The sequence below is a fragment of the Streptomyces sp. NPDC101181 genome, assembly GCF_044767975.1.
GTDB lineage: Bacteria > Actinomycetota > Actinomycetes > Streptomycetales > Streptomycetaceae > Streptomyces.
In genome coordinates, this window is sequence record NZ_JBIWOX010000008.1 from 181304 (window position 1) to 203216 (window position 21913).

Consider the following 21913-nt stretch of genomic DNA (forward strand, 5'->3'; position numbering starts at 1 on the left):
TCTCCTGGGGCAAACGAGGCCAACTCCGACTGTTCCGGCCTGCGGCACTCTTCTCCCCGGGGTGGGGGCTGCTGGCACGATGGCGGCCATGGGAGCCGGAACCGCACTCCGACTCGGGCGCGCCGCGTTGTTCGCGGTCGTGTGCGTCGCCGTGTCCGGACTCGGCCACGCGCTGATGTCCGGCGCGCCCCTGCCCCTCTCCGCGCAGGCCGCCGCGCTCCTGCCCGCCTGGGGCGCGGGCTGGTGGCTCGCGGCGCGGGAGCGCGCCGCTCCGGTGACCGTCGCGGCCCACGGACTCGGCCAGTTGGCGCTGCACGGCCTGTTCAGCCTCGCGGGCCCCTGGCTGCCAACCGGCTCCGCTACGCACCACGGGGGCGGTGCCCACCATCCGCCGGGAGCGACGAGCCACTCGGCCCATGACATGGCGCTCGGCGGGCCGTCGGACCTGATGGGGGTTCTGGCGGCCTTCGACGGTTCGGTGTTCACCGGCGGCATGGCCGCCGCCCACGCGGTGGCCGGGCTGTTCTGCGGCTGGTGGTTGTGGCGCGGCGAGGTCGCCGCCGCCCGGCTCGGCCGGTGCCTGGTGCTGTTCCTCCGGGCCCCGCTGCGCAGGGCCCGGCTTCTGTGGTCCGCGGCGCCGCCCGCGCCGGCGGTCCCCGTCCCGCGGCGCACCCGCCGCCGGCCCGGCCGCCGCCCCCGGGACCTCCTCGCCCGGCACGCCGTCTCCCGGCGCGGGCCGCCCCGGCGCCTCCGTCCCCTCTGACCTCTCCCACCCGTCTCCCGGCCGCCCCCGCGGGCCCGGGGTCGGTACAGGTGCGCGCACCGCGCCACCTGTGACAGGCATGCCGGTTTCCCGAGCGCCCCCGCGGCGTACGGCGACCGGTCAGCGGAGCCGGACCGGCGCTGACGCCACGGCTCCGCAAGGACGCGAAGGACTGCTGTGACACCTCCTGCCCCCACACGGCCCGGCACCGCACCACCCGCCCCCGTACCGCCCGCCCGCGTGCCCGTCGGCCGCCCACCCGTCCTGCGGGTGGCCGCGGCCCGGCCGCCCCGGGTCCCCGCCGCCCGGCAGAACGACGGCCAGATCACCGACTGGGCGCTGGCGGCGGGGGGCGGTGACCAGGACGCCGCCGACCGCTTCGTCCGGGCGACCTACGAGGACGTCCGCAGATTCGTCGCCTACCTCAGCGCCGACGTCCCGGGCGCCGACGACCTCGCCCAGGAGACGTATCTGCGGGCCATGAGCGGGCTGGCCCGGTTCGCGGGCCGCTCCTGCGCCAGGACCTGGCTGCTGTCCATCGCGCGACGCGTCGTCATCGACCGGCACCGCACCGCCGCCGTCCGCCCCCGCACCGCCGACACCGCGGACTGGCAGACCGCCGCGGAACGGGCCCAGCCCCGCCACCAGCCGGGGTTCGAGGAGTCCGTCGCGGTGCTGGACGCCCTGCGGCGGCTGGACCCGGCGCGCCGCCAGGCCTTCGTCCTCACCCAGTTGCTGGGCGTCTCCTACGAGGACGCCGCGACCGCCGCAGGATGCCCCATCGGTACGGTCCGCTCCCGCGTGGCGCGCGCCCGCCGCGAACTGGCCGTGCAGTGGCGCACCGAACCGGCCGACCCGGGCGGCCTCGTACGGGCGGGCTAGGGGGTGCCTTGCTGATCAGGCCGGGCTCGCGGGGTCCGGTGCCGCATCCGGCCGCGGTGTCCGGGACGGCCTTCGGCGCGTCCGCGACCGCGGGCGGCGCTGTGAGGAGGCGTGACGGAACAGGCCGCCGGTCATGTCGGGGCCCGGCCCCCGTGTCGACCGGTTCGCCGTGGAGCGGCGGCCGCGCCGCCCGCGGACCGCCTCACAGATGCTTGAGCGCCTCGCGGACGGAGAGCGGGGAGAGGCGGTCCCGGGCACCGTCGACGAAGTCCCGTACGGCTGCCGGGTCGGTCCTGGCGTACTCGCGCAGGGCCCAGCCGATGGCCTTGCGGACGAAGAAGTCGGGGTGACCGGCGCGGCGCAGGCAGTAGCCGAAGAGCCGTTCGGCGTCGGTGGACTCCCGGTAGCGCAGTTGGTGCAGCAGGGCGGTCCTGGCCACCCAGAGGTTCTCGTCGTCGATCCAGCGGTCCATCTCCCGGCCGAGCGCCGGGTCGGCGGCGACCAGCGGGCCCGCGACATGCGCGGCGAGCAGGTCCACCGTGTCCCACCAGGGGACGGTGGAGACGAGGTGGCGCAGGACGGGCAGGAAGCCGGAGGAACAGCGGCCGACGTGCCGGCGCAGGAAGTCGACGGCGAAGTAGTGGTATTCGCGCTCGGGCAGCCGCCAGCAGCGCAGCGCGATCGCCGCGCAGTCCCGCTCGTCCGGCCGCCCGGCGCCCGTCTGCACGGTCCGCGACAGGGCCCGGCGCCGCGGAGCGGGGATGCCCAGGAACGGAGCGACGTGCCTCATGTAAGCGGCGGCGGCCTCGGCCCTGACGGGGTCGGCGGCCGGGGCGTACGCGGCGGTCAGCCGTTCGAGCACGGTGTCGGCGAGCGGGCTGTCCGGCGGCACGGGAGCGGGGCGGGCTGCGGCGGTCACGCGACGCACATTACGGCGATCACACACCCCTTTCGGTTACTCTCCCCGGATGTTCGACCTCCTGCCCGCTCCCCGGCCCACCGAGGAACCGGCCCCGCGGCTCTCCAGAGTGCTGCTCTCGCCGTGGTCCCGGTTCTCGTTGCTCGTCGTGGTCCTGCTCGGGGCCGCCTCGACGATGCTGCTGTTCGAACCGCAGCGGCTGATCGCCGAAGGGTGGCCGCCCCAGCTGACCGGCGGTACGGCGGCGATGGTCTTCGGGCTGGCGTACGGGACGTTGACGGTGGCGTTCGTGCCGCGCCCGCTGCTGAACCTCGCTGCCGGGGCGCTGTTCGGTGCGCAGACGGGCCTGGCGGCGGCGCTGGCGGGCACGGTGCTGGGCGCGGGCGTCTCGTTCATGCTCGGCCGGGTGCTGGGCCAGGACGCGCTGCGCACGCTGCTGCGCGGGAAGGTCCTCACCGCGGCCGACGGGGTGCTGAGCCGGCACGGCTTCCGATCGGTGCTGGCGCTGCGGCTGTTCCCGGGCGTCCCGTTCGCCGCCGCCAACTACTGTGCGGCGACCTCCCGCATGGGCTACCCGCCGTTCCTGCTGGCCACCGGCCTCGGCTCGATCCCGAACACGGCGGCGTACGTGATAGCGGGCAGCCAGGCCGCCTCGCCGACCTCGCCCGTCTTCCTGGCCGCCATGGGGTTCATCGTGGTCTCCGCGCTCGGCGGGGCCGTGGTGGCCTGGCGCAAACGCCACCGGCTCGGCCAGGGCGCGCCGAACGACTGACCGCGCTCCGCTGTGCCGGGGCCGGTCGGCCGGGCGTTCACCTTCAGGCGATACGCTGCCCGCGACCGACGAAGGATCTCCCGGGGCCTGGGGCCCCTTTTTTCGTGATGTCCTCGACTGTACGCCGCACGTAGCCGACGGGCCCGTTGTCCGTGGCCGATGCACGATCACCTCCGGGATGGCCAAAGCCCCATGAGCTGGTTCGAATCATTCGTCCTGGGTCTCGTTCAGGGACTGACCGAGTTCCTGCCGATCTCCTCCAGCGCCCATCTGCGGCTGACGGCCGCGTTCGCCGGGTGGCACGACCCGGGTGCGGCGTTCACCGCGATCTCGCAGATCGGCACGGAGGCGGCGGTGCTCATCTACTTCCGCAAGGACATCGCGCGCATCCTGTCGGCGTGGTTCCGCTCCCTGACCGACAAGGCGATGCGCTCGGACCACGACGCCCAGGTGGGCTGGCTGGTCATCGTGGGGTCGATCCCCATCGGTGTCCTGGGCATCACGCTCAAGGACCAGATCGAGGGCCCGTTCCGCGATCTGCGGCTGATCGCGACGACCCTGATCGTCATGGGCATCGTCCTCGGCGTCGCCGACCGGCTGGCCGCGCGCGACGAGTCGGGCGGCAAGCACCGCGTGGTGAAGGAGCGCAAGACCCTCAAGGACCTCGGCGTCCGGGACGGCCTGATCTACGGCTTCTGCCAGGCGATGGCGCTGGTCCCCGGCGTCTCCCGGTCCGGCGCGACGATCAGCGGCGGTCTGCTGATGGGCTACACCCGCGAGGCGGCGGCCCGTTACTCCTTCCTGCTGGCGATCCCCGCCGTGCTCGCCTCGGGCGCCTACGAACTGAAGGACGTCGGCCAGGGGCATGTCTCCTGGGGGCCGACGATCTTCGCGACGCTGGTGGCCTTCGCGGTCGGATACGCCGTCATCGCCTGGTTCATGAAGTTCATCACGACCAAGAGCTTCATGCCGTTCGTGGTCTACCGCATCCTGCTCGGCATCGTGATCCTGGTGCTCGTCTCGACGGGGGCGCTGAGCCCGCACGCGGGCGAGTCCGGCGGCTGAACCAGGGCGGGGCAGGTGGCGCTGTCCGGCATGTCCCGGCGCCTGATTGCGGCACCACGCCATGAACATCCGCCACTTGTCTCCGCCTCATCTGCCACCGGCCGGGGACGACGGGAAAGGGCCCGCACGTTCGTGCGGGCCCTTCCGTGCGGAGGAGCACCGGCCACCGCCGCCCCCGGCTCAGGCCTCTTGCGGCATTCGCGGGGCGTAGCCGTCGAGCCGCGTCAGCAGGTGCGGAACGCGTATCCGGGCTTTCCTGCCGGGACGACGTCGAGATCCCGGCGTACCACGGAGACCTGCGAGCCCACGGACGAACAGGCCGTGGCGAAGTCGTCGTCCGTGTACTCCACCACGAAGACCTTGTTGTCGTACGCGGAGGCGTAATCCTCGCATTCGTCGTAGCGGCCGCACTCCTCGGCGACGGCGAAGTCGAACCCGATCTCCTCGCGCTGCCCGAGCAGGTCCGTGGTGTTCTTCTGGCCGATCGCCAGGCCCGCCGTGTGCGCGCGGCCGGCCAGGAGCTTCGCGAACGCCGCGTTGTGCGCGCGGGTCAGCAGGCCGTCGGAACGCTCGTAGGAGTCGAGGTTGTCGGGCTCCACCGCCTGGAACCCGGACGTGGCGCAGCCGCTGATCCAGCCGCCGACGATCTCCGCCAGGCGGGTGCGCTTGGCCGCGGTCGAGGTGTCGAGCAGCGCCTCGCCCCAGGCCTCGTCGTTCACCAGTTCGCCGTCGGCGTCGCGCAGCAGCAGATCGGGGTTGTTCTTCTCCCACCAGTCCAGGGCGTCGGGCTGGGTCTGGAAGGCGTTGACGTAACAGACGTTGTAGAGGCCCTTGGCGGGCTTGTCACCGCGGTCCCGGGAGAGCGCCTGGACTCCGGCGGGAGGGGTGTACGCGCCGCCGATCTGGTAGTCGAAGGCCACGTTCGCGGTGGGCGGCACGACGTTCGGCGCGGCCTCGGCCGCGGAGTCCGCGGCAAAGGCGTGGGACAGGAGCAGCCCCGCTCCGGTCGCCAGGGCGGCACCGCCGGCCAGGGCGGCGAGGGTCCGCTTGCGGCGGAGCAGAGGACGGACGGCGTGCTGGGGCATACGTACTCCCGTGCGTGGGCTTCGAACGTTCCCCCGCATCATGGACGGCCGGTCATGAGCGAATCGTGAGGGCCGGGCCCCCTGCCGCGCCGACGGCCCGGCCGCGACCGGTCGGGGGCGAGCCGCAGCACGAACTCGGCACCGCCGCCGGGGCGGGCCCGGACGGTGAGCTTCCCCCGGTGCGCCTCCGCGATGCGCCGCACCAGCGAGAGCCCGATCCCCGTGCCCCCGCCCGGTGAGCTGAAGCGCTCCGTCAGCTCCGGCAGCCGGTCCGGATCGACCCCGGGGCCCCGGTCGGCGACCCACACCTCCGGCCCGCGCACGGTCACCAGCAGACCGGCGCCGTCCGGGGCGGCCGAAGCCCGTCCGTGCCGCACCGCGTTGTCCAGAAGATTGCGCACCGCGATCCGCACCAGGGCGGCGTCGGCCTCGATGACCGACTCCTCCAGCCGCAACCGAGGGCGGGGCCCGCTCCCCGGCAGCTCCGCGCAGACCTCTTCGACGAGCTGGTCCAGCCGCAGCGGCTCCGCCCGTACGGTGTCCACGGCGGCCTCCAGCCGGCCCCGCGCCAGCAGGTTCTCCACGAGGTCGGCCATCCGGTCCGCCGCCCGCCGGATCCGGGGCAGATGTACGTCGAGAGCACCGCCCGGGGCGCCCGCGGCCACCTCCACCGACCCGCGCATCACGGCGACCGGGGTCCGCAACTCGTGCGCGGCGTACGCCAGCAGCCGTTCCTGCTGCTCCAGCGCCTGCCAGGCAGGGCGCATGCTGCGCCCCGAGAGCACGTGCCCCGTCACCGCTGCCAGGGCCGTCAGCGCACCGGCCCCGACGACGAGGGAGACGACCAGACTGCGGTGCTCGGCCGCGCCGTGCGCCGGATCGCCCACCGCGACGGCGGCGCCCGCCACCTCGTCGGTGGCGTCGTGGTAGAAGGGCACGGCCAGCAGCCGCACCGGTCCTCCCGAGCGGTCGTGCGCGTCGGCCCGCACCGGCCCCTCCGCGTCCATCGCCGAGCGGGTCACCGCGTCGATCGCACCGGCCGCCACGGCGAACTGGACGGTACGGCCCCGGAACACGGTGACCGGATCACCGCCGGGCCTCCCCTCCAGCACCAGGATCTGCGGAGTTCCCGTGGTCGCCTCGTCGTCCTGGAGGCCGTCCAGCCGGATCCGGTCGTCCTCGTAATAGACGAGCGAGGCGGCGACCGAGGCCCGGCGGCGCATCTCGTCGTACTCGGCGTCCTCCCGCGCCCGGTCGTCGGTACGGATCACCACCCAGGACAGGCACGCCAGTCCGACGACGGTGATCAGCGTGTACGCCGTGGTCAGCCGCAGTTGCAGCCGCCGCAGCCGTCTCCTGGCCGGGGAGCGCCGCCGCGCTGATCCCGCCATCAGCGGGGCTCCTGCCGCGCCGACAGCAGGAAGCCCTGGCCGCGCACGGTGTGCACCAGCCCCGGGGAGCCCAGCTTGCGCCGCAGGCCCGCGACGACGGCGTCCACCACGTTGGAGACGGGGTCGGCCATCTCGTCCCAGCAGTGCTCCAGCAGGCCGGTACGCGTGACCACGGCGTCCCGGTGCACGAGGAGCTGCTGGAGGACGGCGTACTCCTTCGGGCTCAGCGACAGCAGGACGCCACCGCGCCGCACCTCGTGGCGTGAGACATCCATGACCACGTCCGCGAAGGTCAGAAAGGCGGGAAGCCGGACCGGGGCCCGTCGGCTCAGGCCCCGCACGCGCAGGACGAGCTCGCGCATCGCGAACGGCTTGGCGAGGTAGTCGTCCGCCCCGCTCTCCAGCCCCCGCACCCGCTCGTCCAGCGAATCCAGGGCGCTCAGGCACAGCACGGGCACCGACCAGCCGGCCCGGCGCCTGCCCTCCAGCGGGGCGAGGGAGTCGCCGGAGGGCATCATCCGGTCCAGCACCACACAGTCGTACGCGGTGAGGTGCAGAGCGACGTCCGCCTCCGGCCAGTCGGCGGCGCAGTCCACGGCGAAGCCCCCGTCGCGCAGCCCGGCCGCGATCACCTCCCGCAGATCGTCGTCGTCCTCCACCAGCAGCACACGCACCGGGAGAACTCCTCTGCATCCGCGTCCGGGAAGACCCCTCGCCCGGAGAGCGGAGGGGAAGGATCCGCCATCCTACGTACCCGGGCGGCGGGCCGCGGCTCGGGCACCGTCCTCGCGGCCCGGCCGCCGGCAGCGCGGACAGATGCCCTCACCGTACGGCGGGGGTCCGACCACACGGCCGCGGCGACGGCCCCCGGGGGCGGCTCAGGGCGGGGTGAGGCCCGTCGCCGCGAGGACGGCGTCCACCGTCCGGTCCACCGTCAGCCCGGCGTTGTCGATCCAGATGCCCTCGTCGGCCAGTTCGTCGCGCATCGCCGTCTCCAGGAACGACCAGTCCGTGGTGAGCGTCCTGTCCCGGGCGCGGTTGCGCTCGGCCGCCTTCGCCGCGCCGGGGGCGAGCACCACGAAGTGCGGTGGGCTGGGGGTCATCCACCGGCGGTAGAAGTCGAGGTGGGCGCGGCGCACGACCACGTCGTCGACGACCGGGAGGAAGCCCGCCGCGACGAAGCTCCCCGCCAGCAGGCAGGCGCCCCGGGCCCGGAGGAAGATCTGCCGGTCCGCCTCCTCGTCCCGTTCGGGCGTGGGCAGACGTCCGCCGGAGACGATGAGGTCCTGGAGGGCGTCGACCTCGATGTGGGCCGACGCGGCGAACCGGGCGGCGAGCGCTGCGGCCACCGTGCTCTTGCCGCTGCCGGGGATGCCGCTCAGCAGGATCGCCCCGGCGGCCGGCTCCGCGGTGTCCACCGGTACTTCGGCCCAGCCCACGGCCCGTGCTCCTCACGTCGCGTATGTGTCCGTGGTCCGAGGCTAGCCGTTTCCCCCGGGCTCCCGTCGGCCCTCCGCCGCGCGGGCCCCGGGCGGCCTCGGGAACTTCCCGGCCGGGGCGGCCGACTACTGGAGAGACGCCGGGTGCGGGAGAGCCGCCCGGTGCCGGACACGGCAGGACAGACCCCGGGCCCTCGGGCCCCCGGTTCCGGGAGGAGACCGCGAGGTATGCACTGGTACGAGGACGACGCGCTCTGGTCCGATTTCGCCCCGACGATGTTCCCGCCGGCGCGGGCCGAGTCCGCCGCCGCCCTGGTCGCCTCCTCACCGCTGCTCGACTTCCCGCCGGGGACCCGGGTGCTGGACCTGTGCTGCGGACCGGGGCTGTTCGTCGTCCCCCTGGCGGCGCGCGGGTACGACGTGACGGGCGTCGACCTGTCGCCCTCGATGCTGGCCGCCGCGCGCACGGCGTGCGCCGAAGCGGGCGCCGAGGTCCGGCTGGAGCGGGCCGACATGCTCACCTACAGCGAGGCCGGGGCCTTCGACGTGGTGCTGAACGTCTTCACCTCCTTCGGCTACTTCGACGAGGCCGGGGACAACCTCCAGGTGCTGCGCAACGCCTACGAGAGCCTCGCACCGGGCGGACAGCTGCTGGTGGACGTGATGGGCAAGGAGGTGCTGGCGGGGTGGATCGGGCGGCCGAAGGCGGTGGACCTGCCGGACGGCTCCTACGTCGTCCAGCGCGACACCGTCCTCGACAGCTGGCGGCGGCTGCGCACCGACTGGACCCTGGTGCGCGGCACCTCGGCCCGTACGGCGTCGATCACCTCCTGGCTGTACTCGGCGGCCGAACTGCACGCCCTCTTCGAACAGGCGGGCTTCACCGACGTGGAGTGCTTCGGCGGGTTCGACGCGTCCGGCTACGACCAGCGCTCGGACCGGCTGATCGTCCGCGGGCGGCGCAAGTGAGGGCCGGGGCGGACGCCGCCCGGCGCGCCACCACCCCCGCCGCGACGGTCCACGAGCACATCACCGATGCCGTGAAGACGCCGGACCTGATCCGGCTGACGCCGGACGTGGTCCTCGCCCGGTTCGAGACGATGAAGGTGTACGCGGCGCTCGGCGCGGTCCGTTCGCTGCTGCGCCGGGGCCGGGTGGTCCCCGGGCAGACCCTGGTCGACAGCTCCAGCGGGATCTACGCCCTGGCGCTCGCGATGGCCTGCCACCGCTACGGGCTGCGCTGCCACATCGTCGCCTCGACCACCGTCGACGCCACCATGCGCGCGCAGTTGGAGATCCTCGGTGCGACGGTGGACGCGATGCCGCCGTCGACGAGCCTGCGCCTGGACCAGGAGCTGCGGGTGCGCCACGTGCGCCGGCTGCTGGCCGAGCGGCCCGGCTTCCACTGGATGCGGCAGTACCACGACGCGGTCCACCACGAGGGCTACCGGGAGTTCGCGGAGCTGCTGACCGCCGCGCTCCCCGAGGGCCCGCTGACCCTGGTGGGGGCGGTGGGCACCGGGGCGTCCACGGGCGGACTGGCCCGCGCGCTGCGGGAGTCGGGGCGGCCGGTGCGGCTGGTGGGCATCCAGCCGTTCGGCAGTGTGACCTTCGGCAGCGAGCGGTTCAGCGACCCGGACGCCATCATCGCGGGCATCGGCAGCTCCATCCCGTTCGGGAACGTCCGGCACGCCCTGTACGACACCGTGCACTGGATGGACTTCCGCCATGCGATGGCCGGTGCGGTCGGACTGCTGCGGGACCACGCGGTGTTCGCGGGCCTGTCCACCGGGGCGGCCCACCTCACGGCCGCCTGGGAGTCGGCCCGGGACCCGGGGCGGCTGCATCTGGTGCTGGGCGCGGACACCGGTCACCGTTACGCGGAGCGGGTGTTCGCCCGGCACGCCGAGGCCCTGGACCCGGCCGGGCTGCGCCCCCGGCAGATCACCTCGCTGGAGTCACTGCGGCCCCCGTGGTCGGTGATGGAGTGGGGCGGGCGGCCCGCCCCCGAGGCTGCCAGGACCACCGAGGGCGAGGCTTCCCCGCCCTCCTCCGTACCGACCGTGGAGCTGCTGCCATGACGATCGCCGCACTGGAGTCCCTCTCCTTCGGTCTGGGCCGGATGGCCGTGGCCGCCGCGGAGGCGGGCCACCGGCTGTGCCTGCTGACCGGGGACCGCTCGGTCTACCGGCACGAGCTGGCGACCCTGCCGCCCGGGGCGCTGGACGTCGTCGACGTGGACACCTGGGACCAGGACGCCGTCCGCCGGGCGCTGGCGGCCGTGCCGGACCTGGCCGGGCTGATCAACACGACGGACACCTGGGGTCTGCCCGCCGCCGAACTGGCCGCCGGGCTCGGCCTGCCGGGGCCCGAGCCCGACGCGGTCCGGCTGTTGCGTGACAAGCGCCGGGTGCGGGCGGCGCTGCACGCCCACGGGCTGAGCCGCAGCCCGGCCGTGGCCGTCCCGCCGGGTCCCGAGGGCGCCGGGGAGGTGCTGCGGGCAGTGGGGCTGCCCGCGGTCCTGAAGGACTCGGCGGGCACGTCGTCCCGCCATGTGTGGATCGCGCACGACGAGGAGGCGCTGCACCGGGCGCTCGCGGAGGCGGCCCGGCAGCCGCTGATGGGCGGGCTGTTCGCCGAGGCGTTCCTCGCCGGTCCGCTGTACAGCGCGGAGACGCTCAGCTGGGACGGGACCACCCGGCTGCTCGGGGTGCTGAGCCGCCAGACCTCCCGGGAGGTGGTGGTCCGGGAGGAGGCGGCGGCGTTCCCGGTGGCCCTGCCGGAGCCGGACCGGGCCGGGATCGAGGCGTGGGCGGGGCGGGTCCTGGCGGCGGCCGGACACGAACGGGGCTTCGCCCATGTGGAGTTCATCCTGACGGCGGACGGCCCCGAGCTGGTGGAGATCAACCGCAGGATCGGGGGTGCGCTGGTCGGCGAGGTGCTGTGCCGGACGCTGGGCACCAACGTGTACTCGGCGATGATGGACGAGGTGCTCGGCCGCCGCCCGGCGCTGCTGGACGCGCCCCTGGACGGCGGGGGGCCCGCGTACGGCTTCGTCCTCGTCTACGCGGACCGGCCCGGGGTGCTGAAGGGCTGGCACGGCCTCGGTGAACTCGCCGCCTTCCCCGGGTCGGTGGAGTGGTATCCGGTGCGTGAGCCCGGGGAGACCGTGGCCCACGTGAACGACCAGCGCGGCTGTACGGGCATGGTGCTGGCCGAGGCCGCGACGGCGGAGCTGGCCCAGCACCGGGCGTGGAGCGCGGCCGTCCGGGTCCGCCCGGTCCTGGCCGCCGCGCCGTGAGCCCGGGGCGGTGAGGCGGCGGCGGGCTCGGGCGCTTCCGGGAGACCGGGTGCGGCCGCCGTTCACCGGGGCGCAGCGCTTCCTGCTGGCTGGTTCCTTCCTGATCACGCTCGGCAGTTTCGCCGTGCTGCCCTACATGTCGGTGCTGCTGCACCAGCGGCTCGGCATGGGGCTGGGTGCCGTCGGTTTCGTGCTGGCCGTGGCCTCGCTGATCCAGTTCGCCGGGGGTGTGGTCGCGGGGCCGGTGGCGGCGCGCGTCGGACTGCGGCGCGCGATGCTGCTGGCGCTGGCGCTGCGCACCGCGGGGTTCGCCGCGTTCGTCCCCGGGCTGACCAGTCCGGTGCTCGCCGTGGGGGCGCTGCTGCTGGTGTCGGCGGGTGCGGCGCTGTATCTCCCGGCGAACAAGGCGTACCTGGTGGCGGGGGTACCCGAGGCGGGCCGTGCCCGGCTGCTGTCGGCGAGCGGTTCGGCGTTCAACGCGGGCATGGCGCTGGGCCCGCCCGCCGCGGCGCCGCTCGTCCTCGGCTCCCCCGGGGCGCTGTTCGCCTGCGTGGCCGGGCTGTTCGCACTCGTGGGGGCCGGACACGCGCTGCTGCCCCCCGAAGCGGCCGCCCGGCCTCCGGACGCCGCGCCCGCCGCCGGGACACAGGGCCCCGGCGGGCGGGCCGCCGGGCTCTCGCCGTTCCTGGTGACCGTGGTGAGCGTGTACGCGTTCATGTTCTTCCAGCACTATCTGGCCCTGTACGCGGTGCCCCGGACGTCGGCGGCCTTCTACGGGGCGGTGCTGACCGGGTACGCGGCCCTCCTCGTGGTGGGTCAGCCGCTGCTGGCGGAGCGGGTCGCCGCGATGAGCTACCCGGCGGCGCTGCGGTGGGGGTTCGGCGCGATGGCGGCCGGGATGGCGGCGATCGGGGCTGGGGGGCACGCGGGGATCGCGGTGGGCGGGGCGCTGATCTGCTGCGGGGAGATCGTGCTCTTCCTGAAGAACGACCTGGAGGCGCTGGCCCGTTCGGCCTCCGCCCCGGCCGCGGTGTTCGGGCGCCAGCGGCTGGCGGCGGGCATCGGGGCGTTCGCCGCCGGGGTGGTGGGCGGTCAGCTGTACGGGGCGGCGGAGGCGGCTGGTTCGGCGCGGGGGTTCTGGGCGGTGGTGTGCCTCCAGTGCCTGCTGCTGCCGTCGGCCCTGCTGCTCCGCCGCCCCGCCCGGGACCGGACCGGGCCCCGGGCGGAGGCCGCCCAGGAGGTGCCCGGCCCCTGAACCGGACGGCAGCCCCCGGGGTCGCGACGTGCCGGTCGGGCCGGGCTCACGGGCCCCAAGGACTACCGACGGGACCTGCGGTCTGTCGGCAAACTGCCGTCTGCCGCGCGACGCCTGGGGCGCACGCTCGCCGCGTCGCCGCCCTCCGGCGGCGGGTCGAGCCGGTCCCGTGCCCGCGCGACGGCGGTGCCCGTAGGGACGTGTCGCGGTCACCGTATGTGCGTCCGGAGTGTTCCAGGTGGACGGATCACCGAGGACGAACTCCCCGCCGTGGCGTGATGGGCGGCCCCGGACACCGGGCTCGCGGGGTGGGACCGCGCGTCGCAGGACGCGGAGCGAGCGCGATGCGGCCCAGCACCTGCACCGGAAGTTCCTTCAGGAGGGAGGCCAGGCGTGGAACGTGCTGGCCGGCGTCCACGGGGATCAGGATGTGAGTGGCGGCCGATGAGGCCGCCACTCGCGTCGCTGACCTACTCGGCCCAGTAGTAACCGCCGAAGTGCTTGACGGGTGACCAGGCAGGCAGGATATCGGGCAGCGGCGGCGTGAGAGAACTGTACTCCTGCGCCCCGAAAACCACCCTCCCGTCCATGACTGTCAGAACAGCGGAAATGTCCTTGATCTGCTCTTCGGGAACAGTGAAATAGTCCCTGTCCAACAGCGCGAAATCCGCCAGATTCCCTGGGGCGATCTTGCCCATTTCGGATTCCGTGTTCATGAACCACGCCGGCCCGCTGGTGAAAAGTTTCAGCGCTTCGATGCGGGACAGGCGGTTGTCCTGAGAGAGTACTTCGGAACCCGAGACCGACTTTCCGGATACCATCCAGCTGACGCCGACCCAGGGATTGAAGGTCGCGGCCCGAAATGCGTCGGTGGTCATGGCGAGGGCGATTCCACTGTCGACCAACTGGCGCAGTCGCGGAGTTTCCAGGGCCTTCTGGAGGCCGTGCGTCTTGATGAACCCGTCGCCGTGCAGCGCCATCTTCGAGTCCAAGGCGATTCCACCACCAAGGTTCTTCACCCTGGCGATGTTCGCGGGACTGATGGTCTCGGCGTGCTCGATGCTCCACCGCAGACCATCGAGCGGCGTTTCATCGTTCATCTCTTCCAAGGCGTCGAGGAACGGCGTGATGTTTTCGTTGTAGCTGATGTGCATTCGGAAGGGAATGCGACGTCGGACCAGCTTGACGACGTTTTCCTTGACGTGCCGCCGCATCTGGTCGGGATCGATGATGACTGGCGGGCGATCGAAATTCTCGTGGTCGTGCACTTCCAGCTGCAGCACTTCGCCGGCTCCACGGTACACATGACCGTGATCCAGGGTCGGATGCAGGTTCTGACCGGGACTGATGGGCGCTGTCCGGGTGATCGCCTCGATCTGCGCGTCCACCATGTTCATCGGGGTACCGTCGCCGAACTGCATGTCGACGAAGGGCATCCGCACGTTGAGGCGGTTGTCGCGGGCGAGCACGTCCACGGTGGCCTGAGGGCCGGGGTACCCCCTGTTGCCGGCGTCGACGGCCGAGGTGACGCCGAAGCGGTTCAGAGCGTGGACGGTATGGACCAGCGAACTGACTTCTTCATCGGGTGAAAGCTGCGGGACCATGGTCTCCAGAGCGATGAAGGTGAAGGTGTATCCGTGAACCACACCGGTGTAGTTGCCCCGGTCGTCCTTCTCGAACTCGGTCTCCGGCAAAGAAGGGAACCGTTCGGTGCCCACACCAAGTTCTTCCATGGCCTTCTCGTTCAGGAAGGCGCGGTTGTAGGCGTACTGCACGATCAGCGGGCGGTCGGGCACTGCCTCACGCAGCTCGTCCATCGTGGGAAACCGGTTCTCCTCGAACTGGTAGGGGGACCAGCCCCCGATCGCCTTGACCCAGTGTCCATCAGGCGTCCGCTCCGCCTGTTCGCGCAGCATCGCCAGCGCGATCTTCAGGGTGGGTACCCCGTCCCACCTCACGTTGTAGTTGTAGCCACTTTCATTGAGCACGTGAGTGTGTGCATCGATAATGCCCGGAATAAGGGTGCGGCCCCGGGCGTCGATGACCTGTGTATCGGAATTCTTCAGGCTCACGATGTCCGCATCGGAACCGACCGAGTAAATTCGTCCGTTCTTGACGGCCAGAGCGGAAGCTTCAGTTTGTCCGCGATTATTGGTGAAAATCTTCGCATTGATGACGATCAAATCCGCTCCGGGGGGAATCTGCGTCGAGCGCTCCGGAACGGCGGAAATTTTCTCTCCAGTCATTTCATCCTCATTCGATCAAGATTTGGGGCGCGTCATAAGAGAAGGATTTCAGGTGAAAGCGGGCGCACGATTTTCCGCGGGATGTCAAACAGTGGGTTCTGAAAATTCGCGAGCACCCCTTGGCGGCACGTTCCTGGCTACCAGGTCCCGGCTCCAGCCGCACCTGGACCCCCCGTTGCGCACTGCCGCCGCATCGGCTCGGTCACCGGTGGCACGGGAGCGGCCGCCCGGGGCTCTGCGCCGTCGTGAAGTGCCGGACATGCCGGTGCGCGCCGTTCTCCACCGTTCGGCGCCCCCGGAAGACGTGCGCCGCGTCGACATCGGAACTCCGCGCCCGGCGGCGGGGCGCGTCAGCCCTGCTGCGGTTGGTCGAGGCCCCGCAGGAACTTGACCAGTTCGGAGCTGACGCGGTCGGCCGCCTCGTGCTGGGGCCAGTGGCCCACGTTCTCCAGTGCGATCACATCGACGAGTCCGGGCACCAGGGGGAGGAGGTCGTCACGCGTCGGGGGCGTCGGATGGAAGAAGTTGCACAGGCCGTCCGAGGCGCCCCAGATGTAGAGCGACGGATGCTGGATGCGTACGCCCTCGAAGGCGGACATGAGATCGAACGTTGCCTGGGAACCGCGGTAGTGATTGAGCCCGCCGCGGAACCCGGTCTCCTCGAACGAGCGGATGGTGTGCTCGATGTAGGCGGGGTCGGCCCAGTCCGGGATGGGTACGGGAGACGGCCGGAGCATGTGCCGGCTGGAGTCGAGCGGGTCCCATGCGGCGTCCGGCGAAGGACTTCCCGAGAGCCAGTGGAAGATGCTCGGGATGGACTTCTCGGCCGGCTCGAAAGAGGCCTCGGCGCCTGGCTCCTTCATCTCGAAAGCGTAGTACCGCTTCTCCAGGCCCTGCTCGCGGAGCATGTCCCAGTGGCTGAGCTCGCCTCGGGGCTGGATGGGGATGCTCAGGGTGACCAGAGCCCGGAAGAGGTCCGGGCGCAGCACGACCGCGCGCTGGGCGTGGTCCGCGCCCCAGTCGTGTCCGACGACGACCGCGGAGTCGACGTCGAGAGCGGCGAGCAGCCCCACCAGATCGCCGGCTATGTGCAAGGTGCTGTAGAGCTCCGCCTCGGTCGGCGCGTGGCTCCGTCCGAAGCCCCGCATGTCGGGGGCTATCGCCCGGTAACCCGCTTTCGCGACGGCGCCCATCTGGTGCAGCCAGGTTTCGGAGGTGTCGGGGAAGCCGTGGCAGAAGAGAACCGCCGGCCCCTCGCCCTGTTCGACCACATGAAAGGGGGCGCCGTTCACCTCCACCATCAGGCGGCGCACCGGGAACGGATCAGCCGGGTTCGTCGCGGTAGCTGCGTCAGAGGCTTCGTACATCTTCACTCCACATGTCTTTGGACGGCCGCGCCCACCGCTCGGTTCGGTTCGGCGGCGGTGGCCCCCGACTCGCTCGCTCGGGTGCCCATGGGCTGCGCCCGTGACGGGCTGAACGGACCGCAGGCGCGCGGTCAGCGGGTACCGGTCACAGCACCCCGACTGGTCGACTCGGCCCGAGGGCTGTCAACCGTCCGGCAGTCCCCAACCGTTTAGTTGATCTATCATCAACGCTAGTTGGCAGTGATCGACTCGTCAACTTTGCTTATTTCAGGCCATGTTCGTCTCTTTATGGCGCAACGCGACGCAACGCTCAGGTCCTGTCTGCTCGCTGCGTCGGGCCGACTGCCGGCACCGCCAAGACCGGGAAGCCGCGCAGCCCGGCCATGCCCGGCCCCGTCTCGCTCCGCGCCCTCTCATCCCTAGGGGGGTGCCTTGGCGATCAGGCCGGATGCGGCACCGGACCCCGCGAGCCCGGCCGCGGCACTCCACGCGGCGGCGTTCGCCGTTGCCGCGGCACCCGTCGGCGGCGCCCGAAGCTGACCCGTCCCCGGCAGTCCGGCGGACCCCGCGAGGGACGGCGGGCCGCGGCGGCGACAATGGGGGCGTGAACGAGCCGATACCCGTCATCCGCGACACCGACCACGGCACCGCCCGGCTGCTGCCCGACGTGGACCGCGCGCGGGCCTGGCTGCTCACCGTCGACGGCGCGCCCCAGTCCTACGTCGACCTGGACGACCCGGCGCACCTGGAGTTCGAGTACGTGCGGCGGCTCGCCCATGTCGTGGACGGCGCGGCGGAGCCGGGCGCACCGCTGGATGTCCTGCACCTCGGCGGCGGGGCGATGACCCTGCCGCGCTATGTGGCGGTGACCCGGCCTGGCTCGCGGCAGGACGTCGTGGAGGTGGACCGGGGGCTGCTTCGGCTGGTCCGGGAACACCTGCCGCTGCCCGGGGGCGGCGGTGTCACGGTGCACGCGGCGGACGCCCGGGAGCGGCTGGAGGCGTCGGCCCCGGCTTCCGCGGACCTGCTGATCGGGGACGTCTTCGGCGGCTCCCGGGTGCCCGCGCACCTGACTTCCCTGGAGTACGCGCGGGCGGCCGGGCGCGCGCTGCGGCCCCACGGCATCTACGCGGCCAACCTGGCCGACGGCACCCCGTTCGCCTTCCTCCGGTCCCAACTGGCCAACGCGGCCGCCGTTTTCGCGGACCTCGCGCTGATCGCGGAACCGGCGGTGCTGCGCGGGCGGCGCTTCGGGAACGTGGTGCTGCTCGCCTCGCACGCCCCGATCGATCCGGCCCCGCTCACCCGGCGCTGCGCGGCCGACGCCTTCCCGGCCCGGGTCAGCCACGGTGAGGCGGTCACCCGGTTCCTCGGCGCGGCCCGGCCGGTGGGCGACGCCGATGCGGTGGCCTCGCCCCGGCCGCCCGACGGGGCCTTCAGCGTGGGCTGAGCGCCCCGGCCCGGCGGGGGAGGGCCCGGACCGGGGCGACGGGTCAGCCGGTGGGTGTGCCCCCGAGGCGCACGGTGCTCAGGATCTGCTGGATCGTGGTGTCCGGAAGCTCGTCCTTGACGCCCGCGTTGGCGTAGAGGACCCAGGTCGAGAACTCGTTCTTGGAGTTCTTGAAGGTGAAGGCGATCGACTTCCCGTCGGTGTCGCACTTCCCCTTCTTGCCCAGCCCCAGGGCGGTCGCCTCGACGACGCTGCCCGACAGACCGGACTTGGTCGTGTACGCCTTGGGCTTGCCGGTCTTGACCTTGCTCTTGGGGTCCTCCTGGGCGTAGGCGCCCCACACCCAGTTGGCGGCCTCGTTCCGGGCGGCCTCGTCCGCGCTCTTGGCGCCCTGGGCACCCTTCGTGCCGACGCCCGCGAGGCCGGTGCTCTCCTCGTTGCCGTCCCCGTCGGAGTCGTCGACGCACCACTTGCTCTTGAGGAACGCCGGGGAGGAGAAGCCCACGACCGGCGGGCCCGTGGGGTCCTTCGCGTCCTCGAAGCCGGAGAAGACGCCCGTGCCCGCGACCTCCCAGTCACCGGGAACGTCGAACTGGGTGCCCCACTTGGGATTGGTGACGACCTTCCAGCCCGGCACCAGCGGCTTGGGATCACCGTCCGCGCCCCGCGGGTTCTCCGCGGGCGCGGACCCGGTGGCCGACTCGCTCGGCTTCGCGCTCGGCGAGGCGGACTTCTTGTCGTCGGCGACGGTCTTGCCGCCGTCGTCGTCCTTGCCGCCGAGCACCAGGAAACCGGTCACGCCCGCGGCCACCACGACGGCCAGTGCGGCGACGATCGCCACGACCGTCGTCTTCTTCTTGTCGTCGCCGGGCTTCGGCCCGCCGGGCGGACCCGGCACCGCGTACTGCGGCGCGGTCGGCTGCTGGTAGGGGTTGGGCTGTGGGTAACCCGGCTGCCCGCCGGGCTGGCCCTGCGGGTATCCGTACCCCGGCTCTCCGGGCTGACCCGGCGCGCCCTGCTGCTGATATCCCGGTTGCTGATAGGGATTCGGCTGCTGGTACCCCGGCTGCTGGTACGGGTTCTGGTTCTGGTCCTGCGGGTTCTGCTCGCCCCCGGGCGGCTGCGTTCCTGGCCACATGGCCAGTAACCATAGAGGGGCGGTGCGCCCACTTCTACGGCCGCCCTGTCCCAGAGCCGTCACAAGGGGATGGCCAAACGGTTCTACTGGTGAGTAACCTTCGGGCATGAGCGCTGAACAGATGACCGTGGGCGAGATGCTCGTCGCGACGGTCCCGATGGCCCGGACCCTCAACCTCGACTTCCTGGAGACCACCCCGGAGCGTGCCGTCGTCCGGCTGCCCGACCAGGCCGACTTCCACAACCACGTGGGCGGCCCGCACGCCGGAGCGATGTTCACGCTCGCCGAGTCCGCCAGCGGCGCCATCGTCATCGCCGCCTTCGGCGACCAGATGTCGCGCGCCGTGCCGCTCGCCGTGAAGGCCGAGATCGGCTACAAGAAGCTCGCCAAGGGCGAGGTCACGGCCACCGCCACCCTCGGCCGTCCCATCGCCGACGTCGTCGCCGAACTCGACGCGGGCGGCCGGCCGGAATTCCCCGTCGCCATCGAGATCACCCGGGCCGACGGCGCGGTGACCGGCGAGATGACCGTCGTCTGGACCCTGCGCCCCAACAGCTGACCGGCCGCACGGAGCGCGGGACCGCCATCCCCATGGGGGCGCGCGGCGGCCTCGCGCCCCCTCGCCACCTGCCCCGCCGAGAACGGCCGGGCCCGGCCGGGTCAGCCCTCGTGGGCTGCGCGGTGGGCCTTCGCCAGTTCCACGTATCCGGCGGCGTTGAGACGGATGCCCTCCAGCTCCTCCGCCGACAGTTCCCGCTTGACCTTGGCGGGCACCCCCGCCACGAGCGACCCCGGCGGGACCCGCATCCCCTGCGGCACCAGGGCCTGCGCCGCGATCAGGGAGCCCGCGCCGATGTGGGCGCCGTTGAGCACCGTGGCGCCCATCCCGACCAGTACGTCGTCCTCGATCACACAGCCGTGCAGCACCGCGTTGTGTCCGACCGACACCCGTGCCCCCACGGTCAGCGGGAAGCCGGGGTCGGTGTGCACGCTGACGTTGTCCTGGATGTTGCTTCCGGGGCCGAGCGTGATGGGACCGCAGTCGGCGCGCAGCACCGCCTGGTACCAGACGCTGGAACCGGGCGCGAGCGTCACCTCGCCGATCACCACGGACGTCGGGGCCACGAACGCGTCCACGGAGATGTCCGGCTCCTTGCCGCCCATGCCCATGATCAACGCCTGCTCCGCCATCGCCTGCTCCTTCGCGCCGGTGTGGTCTCCCGGCCCTCCCCGCGGGGCCGGGCCGACTCAACACCGTAGGGGACCGCTCCCCAGGCCCGCCGGTCAGTGGGGCGAACATCACAGGTCACCGCGCGGATGGCCGCCCGCGCCGCCGACTACCGTGAGCGCGTGCCGAAGAACCGCGACACGTCCTCCTTCCTCGCCCGCTGGCCGCGCCGGGCCGCGTCCCGCGCGCTCCACCGGGGCTGGGCGTGGGTGCGGGAGACGGGCGCGGTCACCGTGGAACACCCCGGGCGGCTGCGGTTCGGCGCGATCGGCGCGGGCACCCGGCTCGCCTTCCCGCAGGGCACGGTCTTCGGGGAGCGGTGGATCGAACTGGGCGCCCACTGCGTCATCGGCGAGCAGGTGACCCTCACCGCCGGGATGATGCCGGACCTGGACCTGGGGCACGACCCCATCCTCACGCTGGGCGACGGCGTCGTGCTGGGGCGCGGCAGCCACGTCATCGCCGACACCACGGTGTCCATAGGCCCGGACACGTACTGCGGTCCGTACGTCTACATCACCTCGACCAACCACAGTTACGACGACCCGGACGAGCCGGTGGGCAAGCAGTGGCCCCGGATGGAGCCCGTGAGCATCGGCCCCGGCTGCTGGATCGGCACCGGCGCGGTGATCCTGCCCGGCGCCCGGCTCGGCCGGAACGTCGTGGTCGCGGCGGGCGCGGTCGTCCGGGGCGAGGTCCCGGACCGGGCGGTGGTCGCGGGGGCCCCGGCCCGCGTCGTACGCAGCTGGCACCCGGAGCGCGGCTGGCAGCCACCCCTGCGCACCCCCGCCCCCGTGCCGATCCCCGAGGGCGTCACCCCCGAACAGCTGCTGGCCCTCGCCGAACGGGACGAGACGCCGGAGCGCCCCGCCCCGTAAACCGGCGCGCGCACCGCTGACCGGCGGCGTTCACCGGGAGGCCGTGCCATATTCTTGACCCGGCCTGCCGCACCCGGCAGGTGCTCGCCACGACCGTGCCGGACCCGCCCGGTCTCCCCGCACTCCGCCATCCACCGCAGGGACGGAACGTGTCCGACCTCGACCAGCTCACCCGGTCGCTCGCCCGCAACCTCAAGCGCTGGCGCGGGGAGCGCGGCTTCACCCTCGACGTCCTCGCCGCCCGCGCCGGAGTCAGCCGCGGCATGATCATCCAGATCGAGCAGGCCCGGACGAACCCGAGCGTCGGTACGACGGTCAAGCTGGCCGACGCCCTCGGGGTCAGCATCACCACCCTTCTCGACCACGAGCAGGACACCCGGGTGCGGCTGGTGCCGGAGAGCCAGGCCGTCCGCATGTGGTCCACGGACGCGGGCAGTTCGTCGACCCTGCTCGTCGGCACCGAGGCCCGGGGCCCGCTCGAACTGTGGACCTGGCGGCTGACGCCCGGCGAGGGCAGCGTCTCCGACCCGCACCCCGAGGGCACCGTCGAACTGCTCCACGTGACCGAGGGCGAACTGACCCTCCTGGTCGAGGACCGGACGTACCCGGTCCCCGCGGGCACCTCCGCGACCTTCCAGGCGCACGTCCCCCACGGCTACCGCAACGAGACCGCCGGACCGGTCGTCTTCACCCTGGCCGTGGCCATCCCGCCCGTCGGCTGAACGCGCACGGTC

At 72.7% G+C, this 21913-nt stretch carries 21 protein-coding genes and 1 pseudogene; 12 read left to right on the top strand and 10 right to left on the bottom strand.

The annotated features are described in order from the left end of the window. The first annotated feature begins 88 nt into the window (after positions 1–88). Both ACIRRU_RS14795 and ACIRRU_RS14800 read left to right on the top strand, forming a co-directional pair. Complete coding sequence (locus ACIRRU_RS14795) at positions 89–763, top strand: hypothetical protein (RefSeq protein WP_403680010.1); 675 nt, start codon at positions 89–91, stop codon at positions 761–763. Between the two features lie 270 nt (positions 764–1033). After that, entirely contained in the window at positions 1034–1645 is a 612-nt protein-coding gene (locus ACIRRU_RS14800; protein ID WP_403680239.1) for a sigma-70 family RNA polymerase sigma factor, read from the top strand. Positions 1646–1847: 202 nt separating this feature from the next. Here ACIRRU_RS14800 and ACIRRU_RS14805 read toward each other — a convergent pair whose 3' ends face one another. Further along, positions 1848–2564 carry a DNA alkylation repair protein gene (locus ACIRRU_RS14805; RefSeq protein ID WP_403680012.1) on the bottom strand — a complete coding sequence of 239 codons (717 nt, stop codon included), beginning with the start codon at positions 2562–2564 and terminating at the stop codon, positions 1848–1850. 49 nt (positions 2565–2613) lie between these two features. Between ACIRRU_RS14805 and ACIRRU_RS14810 the strand changes: the two genes are divergently transcribed. Continuing rightward, on the top strand, positions 2614–3336 hold the full coding sequence (locus ACIRRU_RS14810; RefSeq protein WP_403680014.1) for a TVP38/TMEM64 family protein: 723 nt from the start codon (positions 2614–2616) through the stop codon (positions 3334–3336). 192 nt (positions 3337–3528) lie between these two features. Beyond that, positions 3529–4401 carry an undecaprenyl-diphosphate phosphatase gene (locus ACIRRU_RS14815; protein WP_403680016.1) on the top strand — a complete coding sequence of 291 codons (873 nt, stop codon included), beginning with the start codon at positions 3529–3531 and terminating at the stop codon, positions 4399–4401. 224 nt (positions 4402–4625) lie between these two features. On the opposite strand, the gene ACIRRU_RS14820 is transcribed toward ACIRRU_RS14815, so the two are convergent. The 4 genes from ACIRRU_RS14820 to ACIRRU_RS14835 form a co-directional block, all read right to left on the bottom strand. After that, positions 4626–5486 (bottom strand): endo alpha-1,4 polygalactosaminidase, encoded by an 861-nt coding sequence (locus ACIRRU_RS14820; RefSeq protein WP_403680017.1) that lies wholly within the window; start codon positions 5484–5486, stop codon positions 4626–4628. Positions 5487–5524: 38 nt separating this feature from the next. Then, positions 5525–6877, bottom strand: coding sequence for a sensor histidine kinase (locus tag ACIRRU_RS14825; protein WP_403680019.1), 1353 nt, complete (start codon positions 6875–6877; stop codon positions 5525–5527). Next, a complete protein-coding gene (locus ACIRRU_RS14830; RefSeq protein WP_403680022.1) occupies positions 6877–7551 on the bottom strand; it encodes a response regulator transcription factor in 675 nt (224 codons plus the stop codon). Before ACIRRU_RS14830 ends, ACIRRU_RS14825 begins: the two co-directional genes overlap by 1 nt. Before the next feature lie 204 nt (positions 7552–7755). Next, positions 7756–8316, bottom strand: coding sequence for an AAA family ATPase (locus ACIRRU_RS14835; RefSeq protein WP_403680025.1), 561 nt, complete (start codon positions 8314–8316; stop codon positions 7756–7758). Between the two features lie 228 nt (positions 8317–8544). On the opposite strand from ACIRRU_RS14835, the gene ACIRRU_RS14840 reads away from it, so the two are divergent. From ACIRRU_RS14840 to ACIRRU_RS14855, 4 genes are read left to right on the top strand one after another with little or no spacing between them, the layout of a single operon-like run. Next, on the top strand, positions 8545–9285 hold the full coding sequence (locus tag ACIRRU_RS14840; RefSeq protein ID WP_363202242.1) for a methyltransferase domain-containing protein: 741 nt from the start codon (positions 8545–8547) through the stop codon (positions 9283–9285). Continuing rightward, positions 9282–10397 carry a pyridoxal-phosphate dependent enzyme gene (locus tag ACIRRU_RS14845; protein WP_403680028.1) on the top strand — a complete coding sequence of 372 codons (1116 nt, stop codon included), beginning with the start codon at positions 9282–9284 and terminating at the stop codon, positions 10395–10397. Before ACIRRU_RS14840 ends, ACIRRU_RS14845 begins: the two co-directional genes overlap by 4 nt. Further along, entirely contained in the window at positions 10394–11617 is a 1224-nt protein-coding gene (locus ACIRRU_RS14850; RefSeq protein ID WP_403680030.1) for an ATP-grasp domain-containing protein, read from the top strand. Before ACIRRU_RS14845 ends, ACIRRU_RS14850 begins: the two co-directional genes overlap by 4 nt. Before the next feature lie 10 nt (positions 11618–11627). Continuing rightward, entirely contained in the window at positions 11628–12872 is a 1245-nt protein-coding gene (locus tag ACIRRU_RS14855) for an MFS transporter (protein ID WP_403680032.1), read from the top strand. Positions 12873–12958: 86 nt separating this feature from the next. Here ACIRRU_RS14855 and ACIRRU_RS14860 read toward each other — a convergent pair. The 3 genes and pseudogenes from ACIRRU_RS14860 to ACIRRU_RS14870 all read right to left on the bottom strand — a co-directional run. Beyond that, positions 12959–13302: pseudogene (locus tag ACIRRU_RS14860) on the bottom strand (transposase); the annotation flags it as partial. Positions 13303–13342: 40 nt separating this feature from the next. Beyond that, a complete protein-coding gene (locus tag ACIRRU_RS14865; RefSeq protein ID WP_403680035.1) occupies positions 13343–15118 on the bottom strand; it encodes an amidohydrolase in 1776 nt (591 codons plus the stop codon). 350 nt (positions 15119–15468) lie between these two features. Further along, positions 15469–16485, bottom strand: a complete 1017-nt coding sequence (locus ACIRRU_RS14870; RefSeq protein WP_403680038.1) for an alpha/beta fold hydrolase — start codon at positions 16483–16485, stop codon at positions 15469–15471. A gap of 604 nt (positions 16486–17089) precedes the next feature. Here ACIRRU_RS14870 and ACIRRU_RS14875 point away from each other — a divergent pair. Continuing rightward, the gene (locus tag ACIRRU_RS14875; protein ID WP_403680041.1) at positions 17090–17935 is read left to right on the top strand and encodes a spermidine synthase; all 846 of its coding nucleotides are present in this window, start codon (positions 17090–17092) and stop codon (positions 17933–17935) included. 43 nt (positions 17936–17978) lie between these two features. On the opposite strand, the gene ACIRRU_RS14880 is transcribed toward ACIRRU_RS14875, so the two are convergent. Further along, positions 17979–19073, bottom strand: a complete 1095-nt coding sequence (locus ACIRRU_RS14880; RefSeq protein ID WP_403680044.1) for a hypothetical protein — start codon at positions 19071–19073, stop codon at positions 17979–17981. Between the two features lie 121 nt (positions 19074–19194). Here ACIRRU_RS14880 and ACIRRU_RS14885 point away from each other — a divergent pair, with 121 nt between their 5' ends. After that, positions 19195–19632 (top strand): DUF4442 domain-containing protein, encoded by a 438-nt coding sequence (locus ACIRRU_RS14885; protein WP_403680242.1) that lies wholly within the window; start codon positions 19195–19197, stop codon positions 19630–19632. A gap of 101 nt (positions 19633–19733) precedes the next feature. Here the strand turns inward: ACIRRU_RS14885 and ACIRRU_RS14890 are convergent, their stop codons facing one another. After that, on the bottom strand, positions 19734–20264 hold the full coding sequence (locus ACIRRU_RS14890; RefSeq protein ID WP_403680046.1) for a gamma carbonic anhydrase family protein: 531 nt from the start codon (positions 20262–20264) through the stop codon (positions 19734–19736). A 159-nt stretch (positions 20265–20423) separates the two neighbouring features. Between ACIRRU_RS14890 and ACIRRU_RS14895 the strand changes: the two genes are divergently transcribed. Both ACIRRU_RS14895 and ACIRRU_RS14900 read left to right on the top strand, forming a co-directional pair. Then, a complete protein-coding gene (locus ACIRRU_RS14895; RefSeq protein WP_403680049.1) occupies positions 20424–21179 on the top strand; it encodes an acyltransferase in 756 nt (251 codons plus the stop codon). A 149-nt stretch (positions 21180–21328) separates the two neighbouring features. Next, positions 21329–21901 carry a helix-turn-helix domain-containing protein gene (locus ACIRRU_RS14900; RefSeq protein WP_403680052.1) on the top strand — a complete coding sequence of 191 codons (573 nt, stop codon included), beginning with the start codon at positions 21329–21331 and terminating at the stop codon, positions 21899–21901. Positions 21902–21913 lie beyond the last annotated feature (12 nt).

Coding starts and splice junctions, on each gene's coding strand:
- ACIRRU_RS14795 (WP_403680010.1), top strand. CDS start 89: ATGGGAGCCGGAACCGCACTCCGACTCGGGCGCGCCGCGTTGTTCGCG.
- ACIRRU_RS14810 (WP_403680014.1), top strand. CDS start 2,614: ATGTTCGACCTCCTGCCCGCTCCCCGGCCCACCGAGGAACCGGCCCCG.
- ACIRRU_RS14815 (WP_403680016.1), top strand. CDS start 3,529: ATGAGCTGGTTCGAATCATTCGTCCTGGGTCTCGTTCAGGGACTGACC.
- ACIRRU_RS14820 (WP_403680017.1), bottom strand. CDS start 5,486: ATGCCCCAGCACGCCGTCCGTCCTCTGCTCCGCCGCAAGCGGACCCTC.
- ACIRRU_RS14825 (WP_403680019.1), bottom strand. CDS start 6,877: ATGGCGGGATCAGCGCGGCGGCGCTCCCCGGCCAGGAGACGGCTGCGG.
- ACIRRU_RS14840 (WP_363202242.1), top strand. CDS start 8,545: ATGCACTGGTACGAGGACGACGCGCTCTGGTCCGATTTCGCCCCGACG.
- ACIRRU_RS14850 (WP_403680030.1), top strand. CDS start 10,394: ATGACGATCGCCGCACTGGAGTCCCTCTCCTTCGGTCTGGGCCGGATG.
- ACIRRU_RS14865 (WP_403680035.1), bottom strand. CDS start 15,118: ATGACTGGAGAGAAAATTTCCGCCGTTCCGGAGCGCTCGACGCAGATT.
- ACIRRU_RS14870 (WP_403680038.1), bottom strand. CDS start 16,485: ATGTACGAAGCCTCTGACGCAGCTACCGCGACGAACCCGGCTGATCCG.
- ACIRRU_RS14880 (WP_403680044.1), bottom strand. CDS start 19,073: ATGTGGCCAGGAACGCAGCCGCCCGGGGGCGAGCAGAACCCGCAGGAC.
- ACIRRU_RS14885 (WP_403680242.1), top strand. CDS start 19,195: ATGACCGTGGGCGAGATGCTCGTCGCGACGGTCCCGATGGCCCGGACC.
- ACIRRU_RS14890 (WP_403680046.1), bottom strand. CDS start 20,264: ATGGCGGAGCAGGCGTTGATCATGGGCATGGGCGGCAAGGAGCCGGAC.